The 20,337-nt window shown below is 70.4% G+C and carries 11 protein-coding genes; 5 read left to right on the forward strand and 6 right to left on the reverse strand.

Translation table 11 applies throughout. The features are described from left to right. Positions 1 to 56: 56 nt before the first annotated feature. The gene (locus HUA78_RS10670; protein WP_174467793.1) at positions 57 to 4,421 is read right to left on the reverse strand and encodes a chromosome condensation regulator RCC1; all 4,365 of its coding nucleotides are present in this window, start codon (positions 4,419 to 4,421) and stop codon (positions 57 to 59) included. Positions 4,422 to 4,672: 251 nt separating this feature from the next. On the opposite strand from HUA78_RS10670, the gene HUA78_RS10675 reads away from it, so the two are divergent. Beyond that, positions 4,673 to 5,965 (forward strand): metallophosphoesterase, encoded by a 1,293-nt coding sequence (locus tag HUA78_RS10675; protein WP_174454420.1) that lies wholly within the window; start codon positions 4,673 to 4,675, stop codon positions 5,963 to 5,965. A gap of 121 nt (positions 5,966 to 6,086) precedes the next feature. Beyond that, the gene (locus tag HUA78_RS10680; RefSeq protein WP_141640941.1) at positions 6,087 to 6,728 is read left to right on the forward strand and encodes a TetR/AcrR family transcriptional regulator; all 642 of its coding nucleotides are present in this window, start codon (positions 6,087 to 6,089) and stop codon (positions 6,726 to 6,728) included. A gap of 177 nt (positions 6,729 to 6,905) precedes the next feature. Here HUA78_RS10680 and HUA78_RS10685 read toward each other — a convergent pair whose 3' ends face one another. After that, the gene (locus HUA78_RS10685; RefSeq protein WP_174476223.1) at positions 6,906 to 11,435 is read right to left on the reverse strand and encodes an amidohydrolase family protein; all 4,530 of its coding nucleotides are present in this window, start codon (positions 11,433 to 11,435) and stop codon (positions 6,906 to 6,908) included. A gap of 209 nt (positions 11,436 to 11,644) precedes the next feature. Here HUA78_RS10685 and HUA78_RS10690 point away from each other — a divergent pair, with 209 nt between their 5' ends. Beyond that, a complete protein-coding gene (locus HUA78_RS10690) occupies positions 11,645 to 13,255 on the forward strand; it encodes a serine/threonine-protein kinase (protein ID WP_174454418.1) in 1,611 nt (536 codons plus the stop codon). A 206-nt stretch (positions 13,256 to 13,461) separates the two neighbouring features. Then, on the forward strand, positions 13,462 to 14,313 hold the full coding sequence (locus tag HUA78_RS10695) for a RimK family alpha-L-glutamate ligase (protein ID WP_174454417.1): 852 nt from the start codon (positions 13,462 to 13,464) through the stop codon (positions 14,311 to 14,313). 4 nt (positions 14,314 to 14,317) lie between these two features. On the opposite strand, the gene HUA78_RS10700 is transcribed toward HUA78_RS10695, so the two are convergent. Next, positions 14,318 to 15,742 carry an esterase family protein gene (locus tag HUA78_RS10700; protein ID WP_174454416.1) on the reverse strand — a complete coding sequence of 475 codons (1,425 nt, stop codon included), beginning with the start codon at positions 15,740 to 15,742 and terminating at the stop codon, positions 14,318 to 14,320. Between the two features lie 31 nt (positions 15,743 to 15,773). After that, positions 15,774 to 16,319, reverse strand: coding sequence for a hypothetical protein (locus HUA78_RS10705; RefSeq protein WP_141640947.1), 546 nt, complete (start codon positions 16,317 to 16,319; stop codon positions 15,774 to 15,776). Between the two features lie 148 nt (positions 16,320 to 16,467). Here HUA78_RS10705 and HUA78_RS10710 point away from each other — a divergent pair, with 148 nt between their 5' ends. Next, the gene (locus tag HUA78_RS10710; RefSeq protein ID WP_174454415.1) at positions 16,468 to 17,001 is read left to right on the forward strand and encodes an FHA domain-containing protein; all 534 of its coding nucleotides are present in this window, start codon (positions 16,468 to 16,470) and stop codon (positions 16,999 to 17,001) included. Positions 17,002 to 17,208: 207 nt separating this feature from the next. On the opposite strand, the gene HUA78_RS10715 is transcribed toward HUA78_RS10710, so the two are convergent. Both HUA78_RS10715 and HUA78_RS46335 read right to left on the reverse strand, forming a co-directional pair. Beyond that, entirely contained in the window at positions 17,209 to 18,726 is a 1,518-nt protein-coding gene (locus HUA78_RS10715; RefSeq protein WP_174476224.1) for a serine/threonine-protein kinase, read from the reverse strand. A gap of 304 nt (positions 18,727 to 19,030) precedes the next feature. Then, a complete protein-coding gene (locus tag HUA78_RS46335) occupies positions 19,031 to 20,335 on the reverse strand; it encodes a hypothetical protein (protein ID WP_254623666.1) in 1,305 nt (434 codons plus the stop codon). Between the last annotated feature and the right edge of the window lie 2 nt (positions 20,336 to 20,337).

A 20,337-nucleotide genomic window follows, 5' to 3' on the forward strand; every position in this document is an offset into this window, starting at 1 on the left:
CGGTACACCGGGGCGAAGACAGTCATGCCGTCATCGCCCCGGAACCGAGCGCGGCCTCAGGGCAGTGCCACGGCCCCCGGCACGGCACGCTGCCCTGGCACCCCCACGCCCAGCGTCCCGTGGAAGTTGGTGCCCCAGCTCAACGCCGTCCCTTCACCGTCGAGCGCGACGGAGAAGTCCGTGCCGGCGGAGACGGAGTTCGCGCCTCGAAGGCCCTTCACCCGCGTCGGCTCCAGTCGCGGGGAGCCGTCTCCGGTGCCGAGCTGTCCGTGCGAGTTGCGCCCCCAGGCCCAGACCTCGGAGCCCACGGCGAAGGTGTGGCTGGCCCCGACGCCCAGCGACACCACGCCCGCCAGTCCCGGAACCGGCGAGGCGAAGATGCGCGTGGACAACCCTCCATCTCCCAGCTGGCCATGGTCGTTGCTGCCCCAGGTCCAGACGGTGCCGTCGTCGCGCAGCGCCACGGAATGGTAGCCCCCCGCCTGCGCGGACTTCACCCCTTCGAGCCCCAGCACCTGGAAGGGTGAGGTGCGGTTGGTGGCCGTCCCCTCGCCCAACTGCCCATGCGCGTTGTGGCCACAAGCCCAGAGCGTCCCGTCCGAGCGCAACACCAGCGTGTGGTGCTCACCGCCCGATACCGCCACCGCGCCCTCCATCCCCACCATGCGCGTGGGGACCTGACGCGCCACCAGCGTGCCGTCGCCGAGCTGCCCGAAGACGTTGTAACCCCAGCTCCACACGGAGCCGTCCTCCCGCACCGCCAGCGAGTGGTAGCTGCCCGCGGACAGGGCCACCACCTTGTCGAGCCCCACCACCTGGACGGGCCGCGGGCGCGGCGTGGTGGTGCCGTCACCCAGTTGCCCGAAGACGTTGTTGCCCCACGCCCACACCGTGCCGTCCTCGGCCAGCGCCAGCGTGTGCCACGCGCCAGGAGAGACCGCCTGCATCTTCGGCAGCCCCTGCACCGTGGTGGGCATCGCCTGGCTTTCGATGGTGCCGTCGCCGAGCTGCCCGTAGCCATTGCCGCCCCACGTCTGCACGGTGCCATCCTCGAGGAGCGCCACCGCGTGCTGGTACCAGGCCCGCAGGGACAGCACGGGAGCGAAGTCCTTCGACGTCGGAAGCTTGACCGCCACCGGCGCCGTCCTCGGCCCCGACTCCACCTCGCCGAGCTGGCCGTATTCGTGGCTGCCCCACGAGCGAGCGCTCTCGTCGTCCAGCAGCGCCAGCGAGTGCTGCTCGCCCGCGGCCACCTCCGCGACCTGCGTGAGCGCCAACACCTGCACCGGCGTGAAGCGCAGGTAGTGGGTGCCTTCGCCCAGTTGTCCGTAACCGTTGTCACCCCAGGCCCACGCCGTGCCGTCCTGACGCACGGCCAGCACATGGTGCGGGCCCGCGGCCACCGCCTTGATGTTCGTCGGCAGGAGCACCGGCTTCGGCGTGCTCCTCGGAATGTTGGTGCCATCCCCGAGCTGCCCGGAGTTGTTCGCGCCCCAGCTCCACACCGTGCCGTCGTGCAGCACCGCCAGCGAGTAGGCCCGGCCGACGCTCACGCTCACGGCGCCCGCGAGCCCCGTCACCCGAAGAGGCACCGTGCTCGCCGTCGTGGTGCCATCCCCGAGCTGGCCCTTCTCGTTCGCGCCCCAGGCCCACACCGCGCCGTCCTGTCCCACCGCCAGCGCATGCGCTTCACCCATCACCACGGAGGCGATGCCCGACAAGCGCTTCACCTCCATGGGCGTGGCGCGGTCCACCAGGCCTCCTTCACCCAGCTGCCCGCTGCCATTGGCGCCCCACGTCCACACCGTGCCGTCCACGCGCAGGGCCATCGAGGCGTCGCCCCCCGCCGCCACGGCCACCACGCCCCACAATCCCTCCACCATCGCCGGCAGGAGGCGCGGCTTGACGGTGCCATCCCCGAGCTGCCCGCGCTGATTGGCGCCCCACGACCACACCGTGCCGTCGCAGGCGAGGGCCAGGGAGTGCTGACCTCCCGTCGCCACGGAGCGGGCGCACGGCAGGCCCTGAGTGGGCACGGGCGATGCGCGGTAGGTGGCGGTGCCATCTCCGAGCTGCCCCGACGCATTCTGTCCCCACGCGAGCACGGTGCCGTCGGCGCGCACGAGCATCGAATGCGAGCTCCCCGCCGCGAGCCGCCGTCCCTGTCCCAGCCCGCGCACCTGCACGGGCAGCGCGCTCCAGCCCGCCGCCCCGATGCCGAGCTGACCAAAGCGGTTGTAGCCCCACGCCAACGCCATGCCGTCCTGGCGCACCGCCAGCACATGCAGGTAGCTGCCACCCAGCAGCTTGATGCCGGAGGCACCGGGCACCACGCCGGGCACCACGCGCGAAGTGACTCCGCCATCCCCCAGCTGCCCATACATGTTGGCGCCCCAGCTGCGCAGCGTTCCGTCCAGGCCCAGCGCCATGGAGTGGTACAGACCTCCCGCGACGGAGGACACCCCCGTCAACCCCGGCACCTGCACGGGGCGGAACCGGTCGACCCAGGAGCCATCGCCCAGCTGCCCCTCCGCGTTGTCGCCCCACGCCCACACGGCGCCGCTCTCGAGCACGGCCAGCCCATGCGCCGCGCCCGCGGCCAGGGCCCTCACGCCCGTCAGCCCCAGCACCGGCACGGGTGACTCGCGCTGGACGCCGCCGCCATCCCCCAGTTGTCCCTCGAAGCCGTCACCCCAGGCCCGCACCGTGCCGTCGGCGAGCAGCGCGAGCGAGAAGTAGGTCCCCGCCGCCACGGACACCACATTCGACAGGGCCTTCACCGGCACCGGCGTGAGGCGGTCCTTCGTGGTGCCGTCACCCAGCTGGCCCACGCCGTTGTAGCCCCACGTCCACACCGTGCCGTCACCGCGCAGCGCCACCACGTGGCTGCCTCCCGCGGCCAGGGACGTCACGCCACTCAAGCCCACCACCTGCACCGGCGTGAGACGGTCCTTCGTGGTGCCGTCACCCAGTTGCCCGTTCGCGTTGCGTCCCCAACCCCAGACCGTGCCGTCGCTGCGCAGCGCGAGCGAGTGGTGTCCGGACGCCGTGACGGAGCGCACGTTGCCGAGGCCCAACACCCGCACCGGCGCGTGACGCTCGGCGGCGGTGCCGTCTCCCAGCTGCCCGTAGTAGTTGCGCCCCCAGCCCCACACCGAGCCGTCCGACAGCGCGGCCAGCGAGTGGAAACTGCCCGAGGCCACCGAGGTGACTCCGGACAGGCGTGTGACGACCTCTGGAGAGAGCAGCCGCTCGGAGCTGCCGTTGCCCAGTTGGCCAGAGGTCCCATTCCCCCAGGACCACAGCGTCCCGTCGGCGCGCAGCGCCACCGCGTGCTGCGTCCCCGCCGCCAGCGCCGTCACCGAGCCCAGCCCCCGCACCTGCACGGGAGAGCTGCTGTCGGTGGTGGTGCCGTCGCCGAGCTGCCCCTGCGTGTTGCGGCCCCAGGCGAACACGGTGCCGTCCTCGACGCGCACCAGCGAGCCGGCGTCCTGCGCGGCCACGGACGTCACTCGCGAGAGTCCCGCAACCTGCATCGGCGTGGGACGGTCCGTCCAGGTGCCATCGCCCAGTTGGCTGGAGGCATTGCCACCCCAGGCCCACACCGTGCCGTCCGAGCGCAGCGCGAGCGCGTGGTAGATGCCCGCGGACACGGCGGTGACGTTCCCGAGGTTCATCGCCTGCGTCGGCGCGAGGCGCTGGGTGAAGGTGCCGTCGCCCAGCTGTCCGGAGGCATTGGCGCCCCAGGCCCACACCGTGCCGTCCGCGCGCACGGCGAGGGAGAAGTCGAAGCCAGCACCGAGGGCCACCACGTTCGTCAGGCCGACGACCGGGGCCGGAGTGAGCGCCTGCTGGGTGTGACCGCGACCGAGCTGGCCGTAGAAGTTGCTGCCCCATGCCCACACGGTGCCGTCGGAGCGCAGCGCGAGCGAGTGGAACTCACCGGCGGCCACGGACACCACGTCTGCGAGCCCGGGGACCTGGCGCGGCGTGGCGCGGTCCACGGTGGTGCCGTCACCCAGCTGCCCGGAGGAGTTGCTGCCCCACGTCCACACCGTGCGGTCGGAGCGCAACGCGAGGGAGTGGGAATCACCGGCCACGACGTGGGTGATGTCCTTCAGTCCCGGTACCTGCCCGGCGAGGACGCGCTGGAAGGACTTGTCGCCGGTGCCCAGCTGCCCGGAGGCATTGCCACCCCAGGCCCACACGGTGCCCAGCGGCGTGACATAGAGCGAGTGCTGCGCGCCCGCCGCCAACCTGGGGGCCGCGGCCGCCAGGGCCTGCGAGCGCGTGGCGACCGCTTCCGTCGGGACGACAGGCGCGACGGGCGTGGAAAATCCTTCGCACCCCGCGGTGAGCAGAACGCTCAGCACCAAGACCAGCGGGAACTTCTGCCCCGCCTTCAAGTTGTCCATCCGCATCACTTCGCCTCCAGCGCGAGAAGCGGCCGTCCATACCTCGTGTCCTTGGCGGATGAGAAGCGTCGTGCATGGGCACGCGCACCAGGAGGAGGACGGCGCGACGGGAAGACCCCGCACGGGACGCCTGAGTCACACCCTTTCGGGAGCCTCCTCCACGGCCAGGCAGGCGGGGTGCACGCACGGGGCGATTCACGTTTCTTCACGAGGAATGCGTTGCGGCGCGTCGAGGCCGGGCGAGTATTGGGGCGACCATGGACTCACCGGCGCGCTTCATCATCTTCGCGGTCCTCACGAGCCTCATCACCGTGGGGGTCCACATCTACCTGTACCGGCGCCTGTTCGCGGACACGTCGGAGGACCGGAGCTGGCGCCGGGTGGGCATGGCGGTGATGACGGTGCTGGGCGCACTGCTGGTGCTGTCCTGGTCGGTGACGCGCTTCCTGCCGATGGACGCCACGTTCGCGGTGGCCACGGCCGTGTGGATGTGGATGGGCGCGGCGACGTACCTGCTGTTCGCGCTGTGGGCCATTGGCGGCGTGCGCGCCCTGTCGCGGAGGCTGACGCGGGCCCGGGCGGCCACGGCCGACGGCGTGAGCCTGGCCACGCTTGGGGGTGCGGGCGCCGTGGCGATGACGCAAGCGCCCTCCGTGGACCTCTCCACGAGTCCGGCTGGAGCGGCGAGTCAGGTCGAGGTGCCGGAAGTGGATGTGGCGCGGCGGCGCTTCCTCGCGCGAGCCACGGCGGGCGGCGCGCTGCTCGCGTCGGGGAGCCTGACGGGCTACGGGACGTGGAGCGCGTTCCATCCCCCGGTGGTGAATGAAGTCGCGGTGCGGCTGCCCGGACTGCCTCGGGAGCTGGATGGCTTCACCCTGGTGCAACTGAGTGACATCCACGTGGGCCCCGTCATCCAGCGCAAGTTCATGGACGAGCTGGTGGCGCGGTGCAACGCGTTGCGCCCGGACCTCGTGGCCATCACTGGGGACCTGGTGGACGGGAAGGTCGCCTCGCTGGGGCCCTCGGTGGCGGCGCTGCGGGAGCTGCGCTCACGGCACGGCACGTACTTCGTCACGGGAAACCACGAGTACTACTGGGACCCGGGTGCCTGGGCGGGAGCGCTGGAGGGCATGGGGGTGCGGGTGCTGCGCAATCGCCATGTGCGGATTGGAGACGCGGGGGCCTCGTTCGACCTGGTGGGCGTGGATGACTGGTCGGCGGGGCTGTCGGGCGCGAAGCAGGGCTATGACTTGAAGGCGGCGGTGGCGGGGAGGGAGCCGGAGCGGGCGGCGGTGCTGCTCGCGCACCAACCCTCCAACTGGCGCGTGGCGGCGCAAGCGGGCATGGGGTTGCAGTTGTCCGGGCATACGCACGGGGGACAGTTCTTTCCGTTCACGCTCGCGGTGTCGGCCATCTGGGAGCACGACGCGGGACACTTCGAGGAGGGCGACAAGCACCTCTACGTCAGCCGGGGCACGGGCTTCTGGGGGCCGCCCCTGCGCGTCGGCGCTCCTCCGGAAATCGTCAAGGTGACGTTGCTGGCGGCCTGAAAGACAGACACAGGTTCAACCCTTGACTCCTGTTGGTGCGCGCTCCGGGCACCATGAGCCGCCAACGCGTTAGAATGACGCCCGGGTGTCGCCGCGGGACTGGGGTATGGTTTTCGTTGCCATGAGCAAGGAACCGGCGAAGAGAGAGCTCAAGCAGGAACGCTCCGCGCGCACACGCGTGGACATCCTCGAAGCAGCCATCACCCTGTTCGCGAAGCGAGGGTTCCTGGCGACGACGATGGCGGACCTGGCGCGCGCCATCCGGATGACCCCTGGAGCGCTGTACTGGCACTTCCCCACGAAGGAAGACCTGCTGCTCGCGGCCATCGAGGAGCTGCACCAGCGCTACCTGAGTGGCTTCGTGGACCTGCTCGACGAGCACCGCGGCCTGTCCGCTCGCGAGCAACTCCAGGCCTTCACCCGCGGCACGCACTCCTTCCTGGGCCAGCATCGCGAGTACGGCATCTTCTTCGGCATGCTCGCGGCCGAAGCGGCGGACTCGAACGAGCGGGTGGCGGAGGCCATCCGCGAGAAGCTGGGCCTGTACGCGAAGGTGCTGGGCGGCATCCTCCGTCACGGGCAGACGACCGGCGAGTTCCGTCAGGACGTGGACACGGAGCTGGCGGCCCACGGCGTCTTCGGTGGCTACCTGGGCGCGCTGATGTACCAGAACCTCTTCCGCGCCACGCTCGACTACGACTCGATGGCCGCCTCGCTGGACCGACTGCTGATGGACGGCGCGCTGGTACGCAAGGCGCCGTAGCGCCCTGCTCAACCCCAGAAGCGCCACCAGGGGCGGCGCTGTCGCTCCCGCGCCTCGTCCCTGAGAACCTCGACGTGGCCATCCACGTCCCTCGAAAAGGCTCGGGCGGCCCCGACATCGCGGGAGCCGCCCGAGCAACTTCTCACCGTGTCACGCGGCTCGACGCCGCGCGGGGTGTCACGGCAGTGGGGTGATGATGTTCTGCCTGCCGGGGGTCAGCGTGGTGGTGAACCTGAAGTCATCCAGGTTGTCGTTCGTGTCGGAGCTGTCCGCGCCGCGCGCCAGCGTCCCCTCCGTCGTGTCGATGTCCGCCAACGCCGCCGTGCTCCGCGGCCCCTCCGTGAAGTCGAACCGCTTGTTCGCCACGCCCGCGATGGTGCCCTGATTGACGGGCCCCTCGTAGGCGAGCGAATCGAGGATGGATTCCGTGGCACTGTCGAAGAGGGCGACCGCGTCCGCCGTGGGAGTGGAGTTGCTGCCACCATTCTGGATGGCCTTCGTCGACAGCAGCGTCTTGATTCCCGCCTGACCCGCGAGCGGATCCACGATGGCAGCGGGGCCCACCACCAGGTACTCACCCGGTGCCAGCGTGACGACGCTCGCGAGGTCGATCTTCTCGTAGCTCGCCGGCACCGCTGGCGAACCATTGACGAACACGAGGTACACCCCCACCAGGGAGATGGCCGAAGCCGTGGGGTTGTAGATCTCCACGAACTCCTTGTTCGCGGTCGTGTCCGTGCCCTTCGGGTCGTAGTCCACCTCGTTGATGACCAGGTGGTTGATGGCCGGGCGCGGCACCGTGGTGATGGCCACCGTCTTCGTCACGCCCTCGTACGTCGCGGACACCGTGCCACTCAGGGCCTCGGTCCCCGCCGTGAAGAGGACCTGGACGCTCGTCTGTCCCTCCGGCACCGTCACCGTTTCCGCGGGCAGCGACCCCAGCGTGGCCGAGGACACCGCCAGCGTGACGACGGCGCCACCGACGGCCGCCCTGCGGTCCAGCGTCACCGTGAAGGCCTGCTTCGCCCCGAAGTACACCGACGCCGTCTCGGGCGTCAGCGAGGCGAGCTGCGCGGGCGGCGGCGTCACCGTGACGGCCGACGTCCGCCGCACACCGAGCAGCGACGCGGACACCGTGCCCTCGCCCTCGCCCCGCGCATCCGCGGTGAAGAGGAACGTGGCCTCCGTCGCACCCGCGGGCACCGTCACCGTGGCCGGCACCGTGCCGAAGAGCGTGACACCCGCGCCCGGCGTGGCGGCCAGCGCCACCGCGAGGTCCGCCGTCGGCGCCGAGGACAGCGTCACCCGGAACTCCTGCGTCAACCCGTACCGGACGACCACCGGCCCCGTGGGCGTCATGCCCAACAACCTCGGGGAGACCAGGTCCACCGTCACCGTGGAAGTCGCGCTGCTGGCGCCCAGCTCCGCCGTCACGGTGCCCGTGGGGCCCGTGGCCGTTTCGTCGACAGTGAGGGTGAACGTCGCCTCCATCGCGTTCGTCGCCACCGTCAGCGCCCCGTCCACCGGAGTGAGCGTGCCGAAGCCCGACGTGGGATTCACGGTCAATGCGATGGTGGAGTTCGCGGGGGCCGGACGGTCCAGCGCCACCGCGAAGCTCACCGAGCCCCCCGGAACCACCGTCGCCTCGGAAGGCGTCAGCCCGGTGATGGCGGGCTGCTCCGTCGCGCCCAGCACCCGGAACGACGCCTGGCGGGTGGTGTTTCGCAGCGACGCGGTCAGCGTCACGTTCGCCGCCGGGGCCAGGGGCTCCACCTTCACCTCCACTGCGCTCTGACCCGCGGGCACCGTCACCCGTCCGTTGGCCACGCGCAGCGCGCTGCTGTCGCTGGAGGTGATGAAGATGTCGAGCGGCTCCGAGTAGGTGCCGGACAGCGTCACCGTCAGCGCCTGCGGGAAGGTGCTCACCGCGCCCGTCTCGCCCAGGCGGACGAACCCGTCGCCCGGCCCGAAGCCCGTCAACGACGGCATGGGCGGCTTCAGGTCCGCGATGCTGCGCGGCATCACCTTGGAGTCGCTGAAGCTGAACGTCAGCACACCGCGCAGCACGCCGAACCGCGTCCCCAGCGTCGGGTCCGCGTAGGTGTACGCCAGGTCGTCCACCATCAGCCCGGGCTGCGACGTGTTGCCGCTCTCGTTGACGAAGAACTGCTTGAAGTTGTCCACCGTGCTCGTGGTGCTCACGTCGTACACCTCCACCAGCACGCCCTCCAGCGCCTCGGCCCTCGGGCCTCCGGTGCGGATGTCCGCCGTGGTGACGGGCACCGGCGCCGGCAGCGGGTTGCCAGCGCTGCGCCGGACGTACTTCACGTCCACCAGCTCCGGCAGCCCGTTGAAGAGGGTCAGCGTCGCGGTGACGATGTCCAGCCGGTCTCCCACCGCGAGGTCACCCTTGGGCGCGTACACGTAGATGCCCGAGTTCTCCACGCTCGCTCCCGACGGCAGCGGGTGCACCTGCAGCCAGTAGCCCTCCACCGTCGCGGCGCCCTTCACCACGGCGGTGACGATGACGTCGTTGAACGACACCGGCCGCCCTTCCAGGGGCAGGCGTCCATCCTCCCGCGTCTTCAGCGCATGGATGCTGGACGGGCAGCCCAGGTGGCCCGCGTTGGGCGTCGCGGCGCACACGTCGCACGCATCGCCCTTGCCATCTCCATCCTGGTCCGCCTGGTCCTGGTTGGACGTGAAGGGGCAGTTGTCCTGCCACGTCGGGAACCCGTCCTGGTCATCATCGCCGACGACGACGTGCGTACACGCGGAGGTGTTCGCCGCCAGCGGGCACGGGTCGCACGCGTCGCCCACGCCGTCGTTGTCCGAGTCGGCCTGCTTGCCGCCGTCCATGGGACGGATGGGGTTGAAGATGGTGCGGCAGTTGTCGATGGAGTTGCGCAACCCGTCGCCATCCGGGTCATCCACCTTGCTCTCACCGGAGTAGACGTTCGAGCCGCGCACCGACGCCGGGAAGTCCGGGTTGTTCGAGATGCGGCGGGGCACGCAGACAGGCTCGCCCTGGGGAACGCCGCAGGCGAACAGCGGATAGCCCACGGGGTTGGCGGCCTTGAGCGCCTCCAGGTTCTTGCCCAGCTCCGACTGGAGGCAGACGGTCTTGGCGGTGCCGCACACGTCCATCGCGTCGCACGCCTCCGCCTCGGCCTTCAGCGCGCCCACCAGCGTCTGGTCGCCGTAGAGGGCCTTGCCGGCGCGCATCGTCAGCACGACATCGGCGGGCTCGGCGGAGATGACCGCCCGGTGCGGCGAGCTGGCGTGGGTGCGCAGCGAGTAGATGGCCAGGTCGCCCAGCTTGCCCGGCGCGAGGCGGCCCACGCGGCTCTGCATGTCCACCGCCTCCGCGGCGTTGGCCGTCGTCATCTTCCAGAGGTCCACGTCGCTGAACGTCCGGGCGAACTGCACGGTGTTTAGCGTGTCCGCGCACTTCAGCTCGCGCAGCATGTTCATGGAGCCGGACTGGGCCCAGTCGGTGCTCAGCGAGATGCTCACGCCCAGCCGCTTGTACGCGGACACCATGGCGGTGTCGCCGTACAGCGTGAGGTTGGAGCGCGGCGACCAGATGAGCGCCGTGCCCCGGTCCGCCATCAGCGTGATTTCGCGCGCCGTCATCGCGATGCCGTGGATGAGCGTCGTGCGCGGCTGCAGCACGTCATTGGGCGCCACGGACACGCAGCGAATCTCGTTGTAGGCCTCCGTGCTGATGCCCTCGCCCAGGTGCGGCAGGTAGGCGGCGACCTTGGACAGGCTCGACGTCCTCGGCATCCGCGCATAGGTACAGTCATCCGCCCTCAGGTCCGTCTCCTGGTCCCCCAGCGGATAGGTGTCCGAGACCGCGACCCACATGTCCATGCCCTCCTGACGAGTCACGGGGACCTGGTCCAGGTTGCGCAGGAGGCCCGCGACGCCGCCCACACCCGCGATGGACGTGGTGCCCGAGAGCAGGTGGCGCAGCTCGATGAAGCCCACCGAGTCCGCGGCGGACCGGGTGCTGTTGGCGACGCGGGTGTGGTTGCCCAGGCCCCGGAACCAGTCCAGCCGGTGCTCGTAGCGCTCGTCCGTCCACGCGTACGGGCCGTTCTGGAAGGTGACGTGCTCGTGCGGATTGATGAGGCCCGGGGAGATGACACCCGTCGGGCACGAGATGTGGGTGGCTTCAGCGGCGCCATCCTCGGTGGAGCAGTCACACGACGCGCAGGTGATGACGCCCTGGGGGTTCACCATCACCTGGCCGCCCACCAGCGTCTCGCCGTCCTTCAGTATGACGCCCGTGAAGAGGCGCGCGCCATTGCCGGCCTTCGTCACCGCGCACGTGGCCCCATCCGCGAGCGGGGGTACGTCCGCCGCCGCGCAGCGGGTCAGCGTCAGCGAGCAGTCCACCTGACAGCCGTCACCGTCCGCCGCGTTGCCGTCGTCGCACGTCTCCGTGCCCTCCAGCTTCCCGTTGCCACAGACGGGTTTCTCCACCTCGGGCGTCACCGTACAGTCCGCGTCGCAGCCGTCGCCGCTGACCCTGTTGCCGTCGTCGCATTGCTCGCCCTCTTCCTTGGCGCTGTTGCCGCAGACGGCAGGGGCGACGCAGCTCGCGCCCTCACATTCCGGCCTGTCGTCGCCAGAGCAACCAACGTGGGACAGCAACACCGCGGCGAGCGCGGCCAGCAGCAAGCGAGGGAACTTTCGCATCTCGTGGGTCTCCCGGGGACACCGGCCTGGGGTGAGGCGGTACGTCCTCGACACGCGCGGAGAGTAGCTCGTGAAACATTTCAGCGACAGGCGACCCCGGGGCCCCGCCGCGAAATACCTGTAGTCAGGACGACCCCACGAGCCAGATGCGGGCTGGAGGGCCGGGGGGCCGTGTCGAGTTCCCAGCTTTTTGTAGAGTGGGACGACCGATGACCGCGCACACCCTGACGAGCCCCGTCTCCCGCTTCCTGGACGGACACCTACGACGCGATGCGCAGGCCCGGGAGCTGTCGGTGGCGCGCTTCATGGCGGGCCTGTCGGGCGCGTCGGTGGTGGTGGCCGCGGCGCTGGGGCCCTCGATTGGCTGGGGCTTGACGCAGGCCCTCATGGGGTTGTCGGCGGTGCTGGCGCTCTACTACACGGCGCTGTGGCGAGTGCTGCGCTCGGGTGCGTTCCACCCGGCGATTCCCTGGCTCAACGTGGCGATTGAGGTCAGCATCCCCGCGGTGGTGCTGGCGTTCGACCTGCGCTTCCAGGGGCCCATCTACGCGCTCACCGCGCCCACGCTCGTCATCTGGCCCACGCTGATTACGCTCGCGACGCTGCGCAGCAATCCCCGGCTGGCGCTGGCTGCGGGCATCCTGGTGGCCGCCGAGTACCTGGGCATCTACTTCCTCTTCGTCCAGCCGCTGTTGCCGGAGTCGGCGCTCATCACGCTGACGCCGCGCTTCATCGCCACGCGGGCCTTCTTCTTCGTGGCCGCGGGGGTCTTCACCGCCACGCTGGCGAGGCACTTCCTCCAGCTGACACGGGGGGCGCTGTCCGCTCTGCGTGAGCAGGAGGTCATGGGCAAGTACGTGCTGCACGAGCGCGTGGGCGCCGGAGGCATGGCGGAGGTGTACCGGGCCACGTACTGCCCGGAGGGTGGCTTCCAGAAGCAGGTGGCCCTCAAGCGCATCCTCCCCTCGTTCGCGGACGACGATGAGTTCGTCACCATGTTCCGCCGGGAGGCGGAGCTGTGCTCGTCGCTCAACCATCCCAACATCGTCCAGGTGTTCGACCTGGGGCGACATGGCGGCACGTACTTCCTGGCGATGGAGTTCGTGGATGGCATGCCGCTCAGCTCGCTGATGCGGGGGCTGTCGCGCCGGCCGCTGCCGGTGGCGGCGGTGACCTTCCTGGGCGCGGAGCTGGCGGCGGCGCTCGACTATCTGCACCGCCGCACGGGCGCGGATGGACAGCCGCTGCGGCTGGTCCACCGGGACCTCAACCCGCCCAACGTGCTGGTGTCCCGCTTCGGGGAAGCGAAGCTGTCGGACTTCGGGATTGCGCGGGACTCGGCGCGCTCGCAGCTCACGGCGGCGGGCAGTGTGCGCGGCAAGCTGGGCTACATGGCGCCCGAGCAGGCGGCGGGACGGCCGTTCGATGGGCGCGCGGACCTCTTCGCGCTGGGACTGACGCTGCATGAGGCCCTCACGGGCCGACGCGCGCTCCAGGGCTCCACGCAGGAAGCGCTGCTGCGCGCCACGCTGGACCAGGAGCTGGCGCCGCCTTCGCACTTCAACCCGGAGGTGCCGCCCGAGCTGGACGCGGCGGTGATGGGGTTGCTCGAGAAGCGGCCCGAGCAACGCACGGCCAGCGGCGCGCTGCTGCGACAGCAAATGCTCGCGATAGGCGGTGAAGCCGCGCCCTATCCCCGAGGACAAGCTCTGCTCGCGCACGCGTTGCGTGAGGCGCAAGAGCGCAACCAGAAGGACAAGGCCAGTGATGCGGGCGGACAGGCACCGCCTCGCGCCCCCGCCACCGCTCGCCCGGCCTGATACGCGTCGAGGCGCGACCAGCCACCGCGCCCTCGGGCCTGACGCGCATCGGCGTTCAATCCGCCACCGCGCACAGGGCCTCCCTGCTCGAACAACCACGCTCCGGGCATCGCCCTCGCGGCAGCCGCCCCTCCACTCAAAATCCCTGCGCGCTCGGCGCCTTCGCGCTACTTAGGGCGCGCACGCCTCACCGGGAGCAACACACCATGGACGTGGCCGTCCTCACCTATGCCGACCTGCCGGAGCTCGACGCCTTCGACGCTCCCCTGCTTCCCGCCTTGAAGGCGCTGGGACTGGATGCGCGGCCCGTCGTGTGGGACGACCCGACGGTGGACTTCCGCACCGTGCGCATGGCCGTCGTGCGCACCACCTGGGACAGCCACCTGCGCCGCGACACCTTCGTCGCCTGGGCACAGAAGGTCGGCCGCCTCACGAAGCTCCACAACCCGGCCGACGTGCTGCGCTGGAACACGCACAAGTTCTACCTGCGCGAGCTGGAGGCCAAGGGCATCCCCGTCACGCCCACCGTCTGGGTGGAGCGCGGCGGCACGCTCGACATCGGCGCCCTGGTGAAGTCGCGCGGCTGGGACGCCGTCGTCCTCAAGCCCGCCGTGTCCGCGGGCGCACTCAAGACACACATTCTTCCGCGCACCGAAGCCGCCGCCGCCACTCAGCTCGTGACGGAGCTGGCCGCCGAGTGCGAGCTCATGGTGCAGCCCTACCTCACCGCCTTCGAGACGGAGGGCGAGCGCAGCTACATCTCCTTCGACGGCGCCTTCAGCCACGCGGTGCGCCGCCCCCCCACGCTGAAGTCCGCGCCCCGGGGCTTCGCGCAGCCCACCGTCTTCACGCCCGACAACCGCGAGGAGTCACGTCTGGCCGAGCGCGTACTGGAGGCCATCGGCCAGCCGCTGCTCTACGCCCGCGTGGACGTGGCCACGGACAACGCAGGCGTCACGCGCCTGCAGGAAGTGGAAGTCACCGAGCCCTCCCTCTTCCTGTCACTGGACCCCGAGGCCGCAGGCCGACTGGCTCGAGCCATCGCCGCCAGACTCTGAAGCCCTAGAGGCCGCACACCTTCGCGTCGGTGTTGCGGAACACGCAGAGCAGCTTCGGCAGGCGCTTCTTCCAGAAGGACCAGTCGTGCTGCCCGCTCGGCTCGTGCACGTGGGCCACGTCGTAGCCCCGGCTCTTCAGCGCCGCGATGAACTGGAGGTTGGACTGACAGTCGTCGGAGCCCTGCTCGCCGTCGTCCGTGCAGCCCGTCGCCGGCGAGCCGTGGTCCACGTAGAAGCGCACCGGCACCACCGGCTCCTGCGCCGCGCGCAGCACCATGGCGTTGCCGTCGTCCCGGTCCACTTCACCGTCGTGCGGCCAGAACAACGTCCCCGACTGGGTGCCCACGAAGCCGAACTTCTCCGGGAACTGGAAGCCCGCGTACACGGAGATGAGGCCCCCCAATGACGCACCGAAGATGCCCGTGTCCTGGGGACCCGTCTTCACCCGGAAGCCCGCCTCCACGCGAGGCATCAGGTCATCCTTCAGGAAGGCCAGGTACTCATCGCCCTTGGGCGCGGGCCAGCCCGGGGCGCGCGCGGGCGCGAAGGTGTACTGCGCCAGCCGCACGTCCTGCGTGGGAAGCGCCACGAAGACGAGCACCGCCGCGTCCTGGGGCCGCGCCTTGTAGTGCGCGTCCGCCGCGTCCACGAAGGACTCGCGGGTGATGCTCTCGTTGCCATCGTGCACGTACATCACCGGCAGCGTCGGGCACTCCGGACCGTCGTAGGACGGCGGCGTGTAGACGAACACGTCGCGCGCATCCCCGAGCACCGTGGCGCGCACGCCGTACCAGGCGGTGAGCCGCCCCTTCGTCGCGTCCTGCGCGTCCGGATAGACAAGCGAGTTGAACTGGCCCACCGCGTTGCGGTTGAGGCGGTCCCACACCACGTGCTTCGCCCGAGGGTCCTCGAAGAAGCCTCCACCCTTCACCAGCTTGTACGGGTGCGGCCCCGTGCGCGGGATGTCCACCTCCGCGACGAACAGGTCCGTGTCACGCACCTGCGCCAGCGGCGTGGCGGTGGGGGACCACTCGTTGAAGTCGCCAGCCACGGACGTGTCGCGCGCGGAGTCGCCGCGCGCGAAGAAGACCACCCGCTGCCGGCCCGAGCGCGCATCGCTCACCAGCGGCGTGCCGCCCTGCGCCGCCACATCCGCCACGAACTGGTCGATGGCCGCCGTGCGGACCTCGGGTGAGGTGGCGCGGCTCATCGCCAGTTGCAGGTTCACCCACAGGGAGATGGGCGCGCCGCGCACCACCGCCGAGCGCTGACAGGCCCAGCTCTCCGGCCCCGAGCCGCCGTCCGGCGAGACGCCCCCATCCGGATACGTCTGGGTGAAGGGCGGAGGTGGCACGTACGCCGCGCCCTCGGAGTCATCACAGGCGGACAGCAGCGTCGCGCACAGCAGGACGGCGGACAGACGGCGCATCAACGTCTCCAGTGGCTGGAGGGAACCAGCGTCAGGGCTGGGGCGTGGCGGCGGTGGCGGTGCCCGACACCGTGAACTCGCGCCCCCACAGCCGCACCTTCGCGGCCTTGTCGGCCTCGCCATCGAAGAAGACGCTCGCCTTCACCTTCACCGAGGGCGGCACCTTGATGGAGTCCGCGGCCTGTCCCGGAGAGCGCGCCTGGAGCGGCGTGGCGAAGCCGTCCTTGTCCAGCAACTGCGCGCCGCCACCCTCCTGGAGTCCCAGCAGGTGCAGCGGCTCGGCCGTCTTGTTCGTCACGGCCAGCACCACCTCCACCCCGCCCCCGCTGGACGCCTTCACTTCCAGCACGGACAGCTCCGTGTTGGCGTGGACCTCGTCGGCCGCGGACAGCGTGCGCGAGCCATCCGTGCTCACCGCGCCCTTGCGGCCTTCCTTCATGCCCTCCACCACGCCGCTGCCCGCGCCCTTGGCGACCTCCACCGTCTTGCCCACCACTGCGGCAGTGACGTCCTTCGCGGTTTCACCCTTGCAGGCGGGGACGAGGAGCAACAACGGGGCGAGCAGCAGGCGACGCATGGGACCTCCAGACATATGTGGGCGCGGGTGTACTACAGGCTCCCGCCCGGGCGCGAGAGGGGCCTCCTCGCCTGGATTCCGACCATTCGTGGACACCCAAACCCACCTTCTCGCGCCTGGCGGGCCCCGAAGAGGTTATGAGTTACCCATGGCACGCGCTCTGCTGCTCTCGCTGCTCGTGAGGCAGCACATGGCTCTCAAGGAGAAGTTTCGCGCCAAGTACCCACACCCCTGGTTGGTGTGGGAGGCAGGCGCGTGGAACGTCCCCGAAACGACGGAGGGGAACGTGGGTGCCACTCGGCTGCCCTTGACGGACCTGCGGGACTGCCTGCCCGCCGGGGACGCCATGTGCTTCGAGCTGGTGGCCCTGGCCGAGCGAGGCCCCATGCGGATGGGGCGCGCCTCGAACAACGCGCTGGTCATCAACGACGCCACGGTGTCGCGGGAGCAGCTCATCCTCACGCCCCGCCCCGACGCGGGCTGGCACGTGGCGAGGGTGGCGGATGCCCGTCCGGTGAAGCTGGACGGACAGGAACTCCCCGAGGAGGGCGCCGTGCTGAGTCCGGGCGCGAAGCTGGAGGTGGGCGACGTACGCCTCACCTTCCACGACGCGAGCGGCTTCGACGAGCGCATCTCCCGCATCGCCGCGCAGGTGCTGGCGCAAACGGCCGCCTCGCGCTGAGGCGGGGAGACCTCGGTGCCCCTGCGTGGAGCGCGGGCGCGCCGCCAGCAGCGCGGCAACCGGAGTGGCGCGGGCTGGGCTCTCACCCCGCTGCGCCGCTGCGTGGAGCGCGGATGCACCGCCAGCAACGCAACCACCTGACACTGTCCGTGACGAGGGGTGGGTAACTCACCGCGCTGCGTGGAGCAGGAGCCCGGCGGTCCGCGCTCAACGTGATGCGGGGGCGGCGCTCGCGGCGCGCGCACCCTTGCGAGGCGCGGTCGCGTTCCGGGTCCCCTTCTTCGCGTTCGCGGCCGGCTTTGGCGCCGTGAGGGACTTGGCGAGCGGCACTTCCAGTTCGGTGTGAGCATCCAGCCGCACCGAGCGCTCCGACGACACGTAGCCCGCAAGCTCCACGCGAAGACTCAGCGGCACCTCACGGCGCGGCAGCTCGCGCACCAGCGGGGTGATGCCCAGCACTTCACCCGTGTCCGAGCGCACCACCTGCGCGCCCTCCGGGAAGGAGTGCACGGTGAGCGTCACACCGGGTTGCACGGGCGCGGGAGGCAACAGCTCCAACTTCCTGGGCTCGACCCTCCGCTCCGGCGAGACAACGGACACCGGCGCCTGCGCGAGCACGGGCGCATCCGCCGCACCCAGCCCCGTCCACAGCAGCGCGCCCGTCAGCAGCGCCAGCGCGCCTCCACCGGCCAGCATCACCGCGCGGCGACGCCCCGCTCCAACGACGGACATCCGCCGCGTGGGCCGCTCGGACAACTCCATCGCGGCCACCGCCTCCGGCGACGTGGGCACCTGGACGGGCAGCAGCAACAACCCCGTCGTCACCTCCGCGAGCGACTGGGGCCGCCCCTCCGGCTCCTTCGCCAGGCAGCGCATCACCAGCTCCGTGAGCTGGGGCGGCAACGGCTCACCCGAAGGCAGGTGCGAGGGCAGTGGCGGCGGCGGCTGCGTGATGATCTGCACCACCAGCTGCCCGAAGGCCTCTGCCTGGAAGGGCGGATGCCCGCAGAGCATCTCGTAGAAGATGTTGCCCACCGCGTAGATGTCCGAGCGCGCGTCCACCGAGAGGCCCGCGGCCTGCTCCGGGGACATGTACGCCGGCGTGCCGATGATGGTCCCGTCCAGCGTGCCGGTGGGAGCCCCCTCGGAGGACAGGTGCTTGGCCACACCGAAGTCCAGCACCTTCACGAAGTCCGGCTGGCCCGCGCGCTGGGTGAGGAAGAGGTTGTCCGGCTTGATGTCCCGGTGCACCACGCCCACCTGGTGGGCCGCGCCCAGCGCCGCGCACACCTGCACGGCGATGCGCTGGATGCGCGCGAGCGACAGCGGCTCCTGCTTCAAGAGCACGCCGAGCCCCTGGCCCCGCAGCAGCTCCATGACGCAGTAGACGTGGCCACCCTCGCCCTCGTCCACGAAGTCGAAAATCTCCACGATGTGCTCGTGGTTGATTTGATTCACGGTGCGGGCTTCCTGGAAGAAGCGCTGCACGAAGCCGCCGTCCCGCGCGTGCTCCGGCTTCAGCACCTTCAAGGCCACCTGCCGCCCCAGCCGCGCGTGACGCGCCTGGAACACCCGCCCCATGGAGCCTTCACCCAGGAACGTCTCCAGCTGGTAGCTGCCCAGCACGAAGCCCTCCCGCAGCTCCTCGCCCATCCGGGGCTCTCCGCTCATGGAGCCTCCACGACCGGACAGCAGGGTCTGCGCGAAGAGGTCATCGTTGCCCATGGTGTGAAGAACTCTCCATGCTCAGGAGCAACGGCAACCCACACCGGGCCCTCTGTCTTCCATCCAACGTCAGCGCCGTTCCCTCCCTGTGAAGACGACGCATCCGAGGTCCTCGAAGACCCTTCTCCCCGCGCAGGAGAGGTCAGCCCGCACGGACGCGCCCACGCCTCGTGCGCCGTCCTCCACCGGACAGGCTCGCTCACCGGGCTTTGGGACGTCAGGGAGAGGATCACGACTGCGACTCGCGGAGAGGAAGGATGAGACGGGAGGCGGGGCCGGGAAACCCCCACCTCCAGGGAGGTGCTCAGGTGCAGGAACCGGCCCGACAGACACCCGCGACACGGTTGCCTCCAACCACTCGCGTGCAGGCCACGTTGTTCGGACAGTCCACCGTGTCCGCGCAGTCCGTCAGGGTGTCTCCGTCATTGTCGACGCCATCACGGCAGTTCTGCTCCGCGCACCTGTTCGCAGCAGTCACACACACGGCGTTCGTCTCGCCGGCCACGCAATACTTGTTGCCGCAGTCCGGGTCCGCGCAATCGGTGAATTCGTCACCGTCGTTGTTGATGCGATCGGTGCAGTCCGACTCCGTCTTCGCCAGCGCCAGACAGGTGCAGCCCATGCCGCACGACTGACCGTTGCATGCCGAGTCCAGACAGTCCGTCTGTCCGTTCTCGTCGTCGTCATCACCATTGCCGCAGGCGCCCTCGACACACGCCGAGGGGGTTTGGCCGCTGGGGACGCTGCACGCCAGTCCAGGACCGCACTCCTTGCGCTCGCAGTCGGTGTCGTTGCAGTTGAGCTGGCCGTCGCCATCCTCGTCCGCGCTGTCGGGCGTGCACAGCGACTCCGCCTTGCGGCCCTGGTCACACACGCAGCCGGCGCCGCAGGACTGGTCGTCGCAGTCGTCGCGGTCCGCGCAGTCGATGCTCCGGTCATCGTCGTCGTCCACGCCGTTGCCGCAGCCGGTCTCGGTCTTCTTCCCGTTCTGGCAGGTGCAGCCCGCGCCGCAGGCCTGGTTGTCACAGTCGTCGCGGTCCGCGCAGTCGGCCGGGCCATCCCGGTTGTCATCGATGCCGTTGCCGCAGTCGAGCTCCGTGCGCTTCTGACACTGGCCCTCCACGCAGTTCTGCTGCGCGGTGCACGCCGTGCCGCAGGTGCCGCAGTTGAACGGGTCCGTCATCCGGTCGAAGTCCTCGTCGACCTGACCGTCGCAGTCGTCATCCACGCTGTTGCAGCGCTCGCCGGCGGGCAGCACATCGCCCACGCAGGCCACCGTGCCTTCACGGGTGCAGACGGACTGGCCATCGCGGCACGCGCCCACGTTGCGCAGGTTGGCGGCACCCGAGAAGCACGCCGCCTCCAGCTCGTCGACGGCGCCGTCGCAGTCGTCGTCCACGCCGTTGCACTTCTCGTCGGGCTCCGGGAAACAACAGTACTTGGGTCCCCCGTTGGGCAGCGCCGTACACAGATAACCGTCCCCACCACAGTCCGCCTCCACCGCGCAGGTGTAGGCGGCGTTGTCGGGGAACTCCACCTTGCAGCCCGCCGCGCCGGACACCAGCAGCAAGGCGGCGAAGGCTCGCAGCCAGGAATTGAAGGTCTTCATAA

It is taken from the genome of Myxococcus sp. CA033 (genome assembly GCF_013336625.1).
In the GTDB taxonomy this organism is placed as follows: domain Bacteria; phylum Myxococcota; class Myxococcia; order Myxococcales; family Myxococcaceae; genus Myxococcus; species Myxococcus llanfairpwllgwyngyllgogerychwyrndrobwllllantysiliogogogochensis.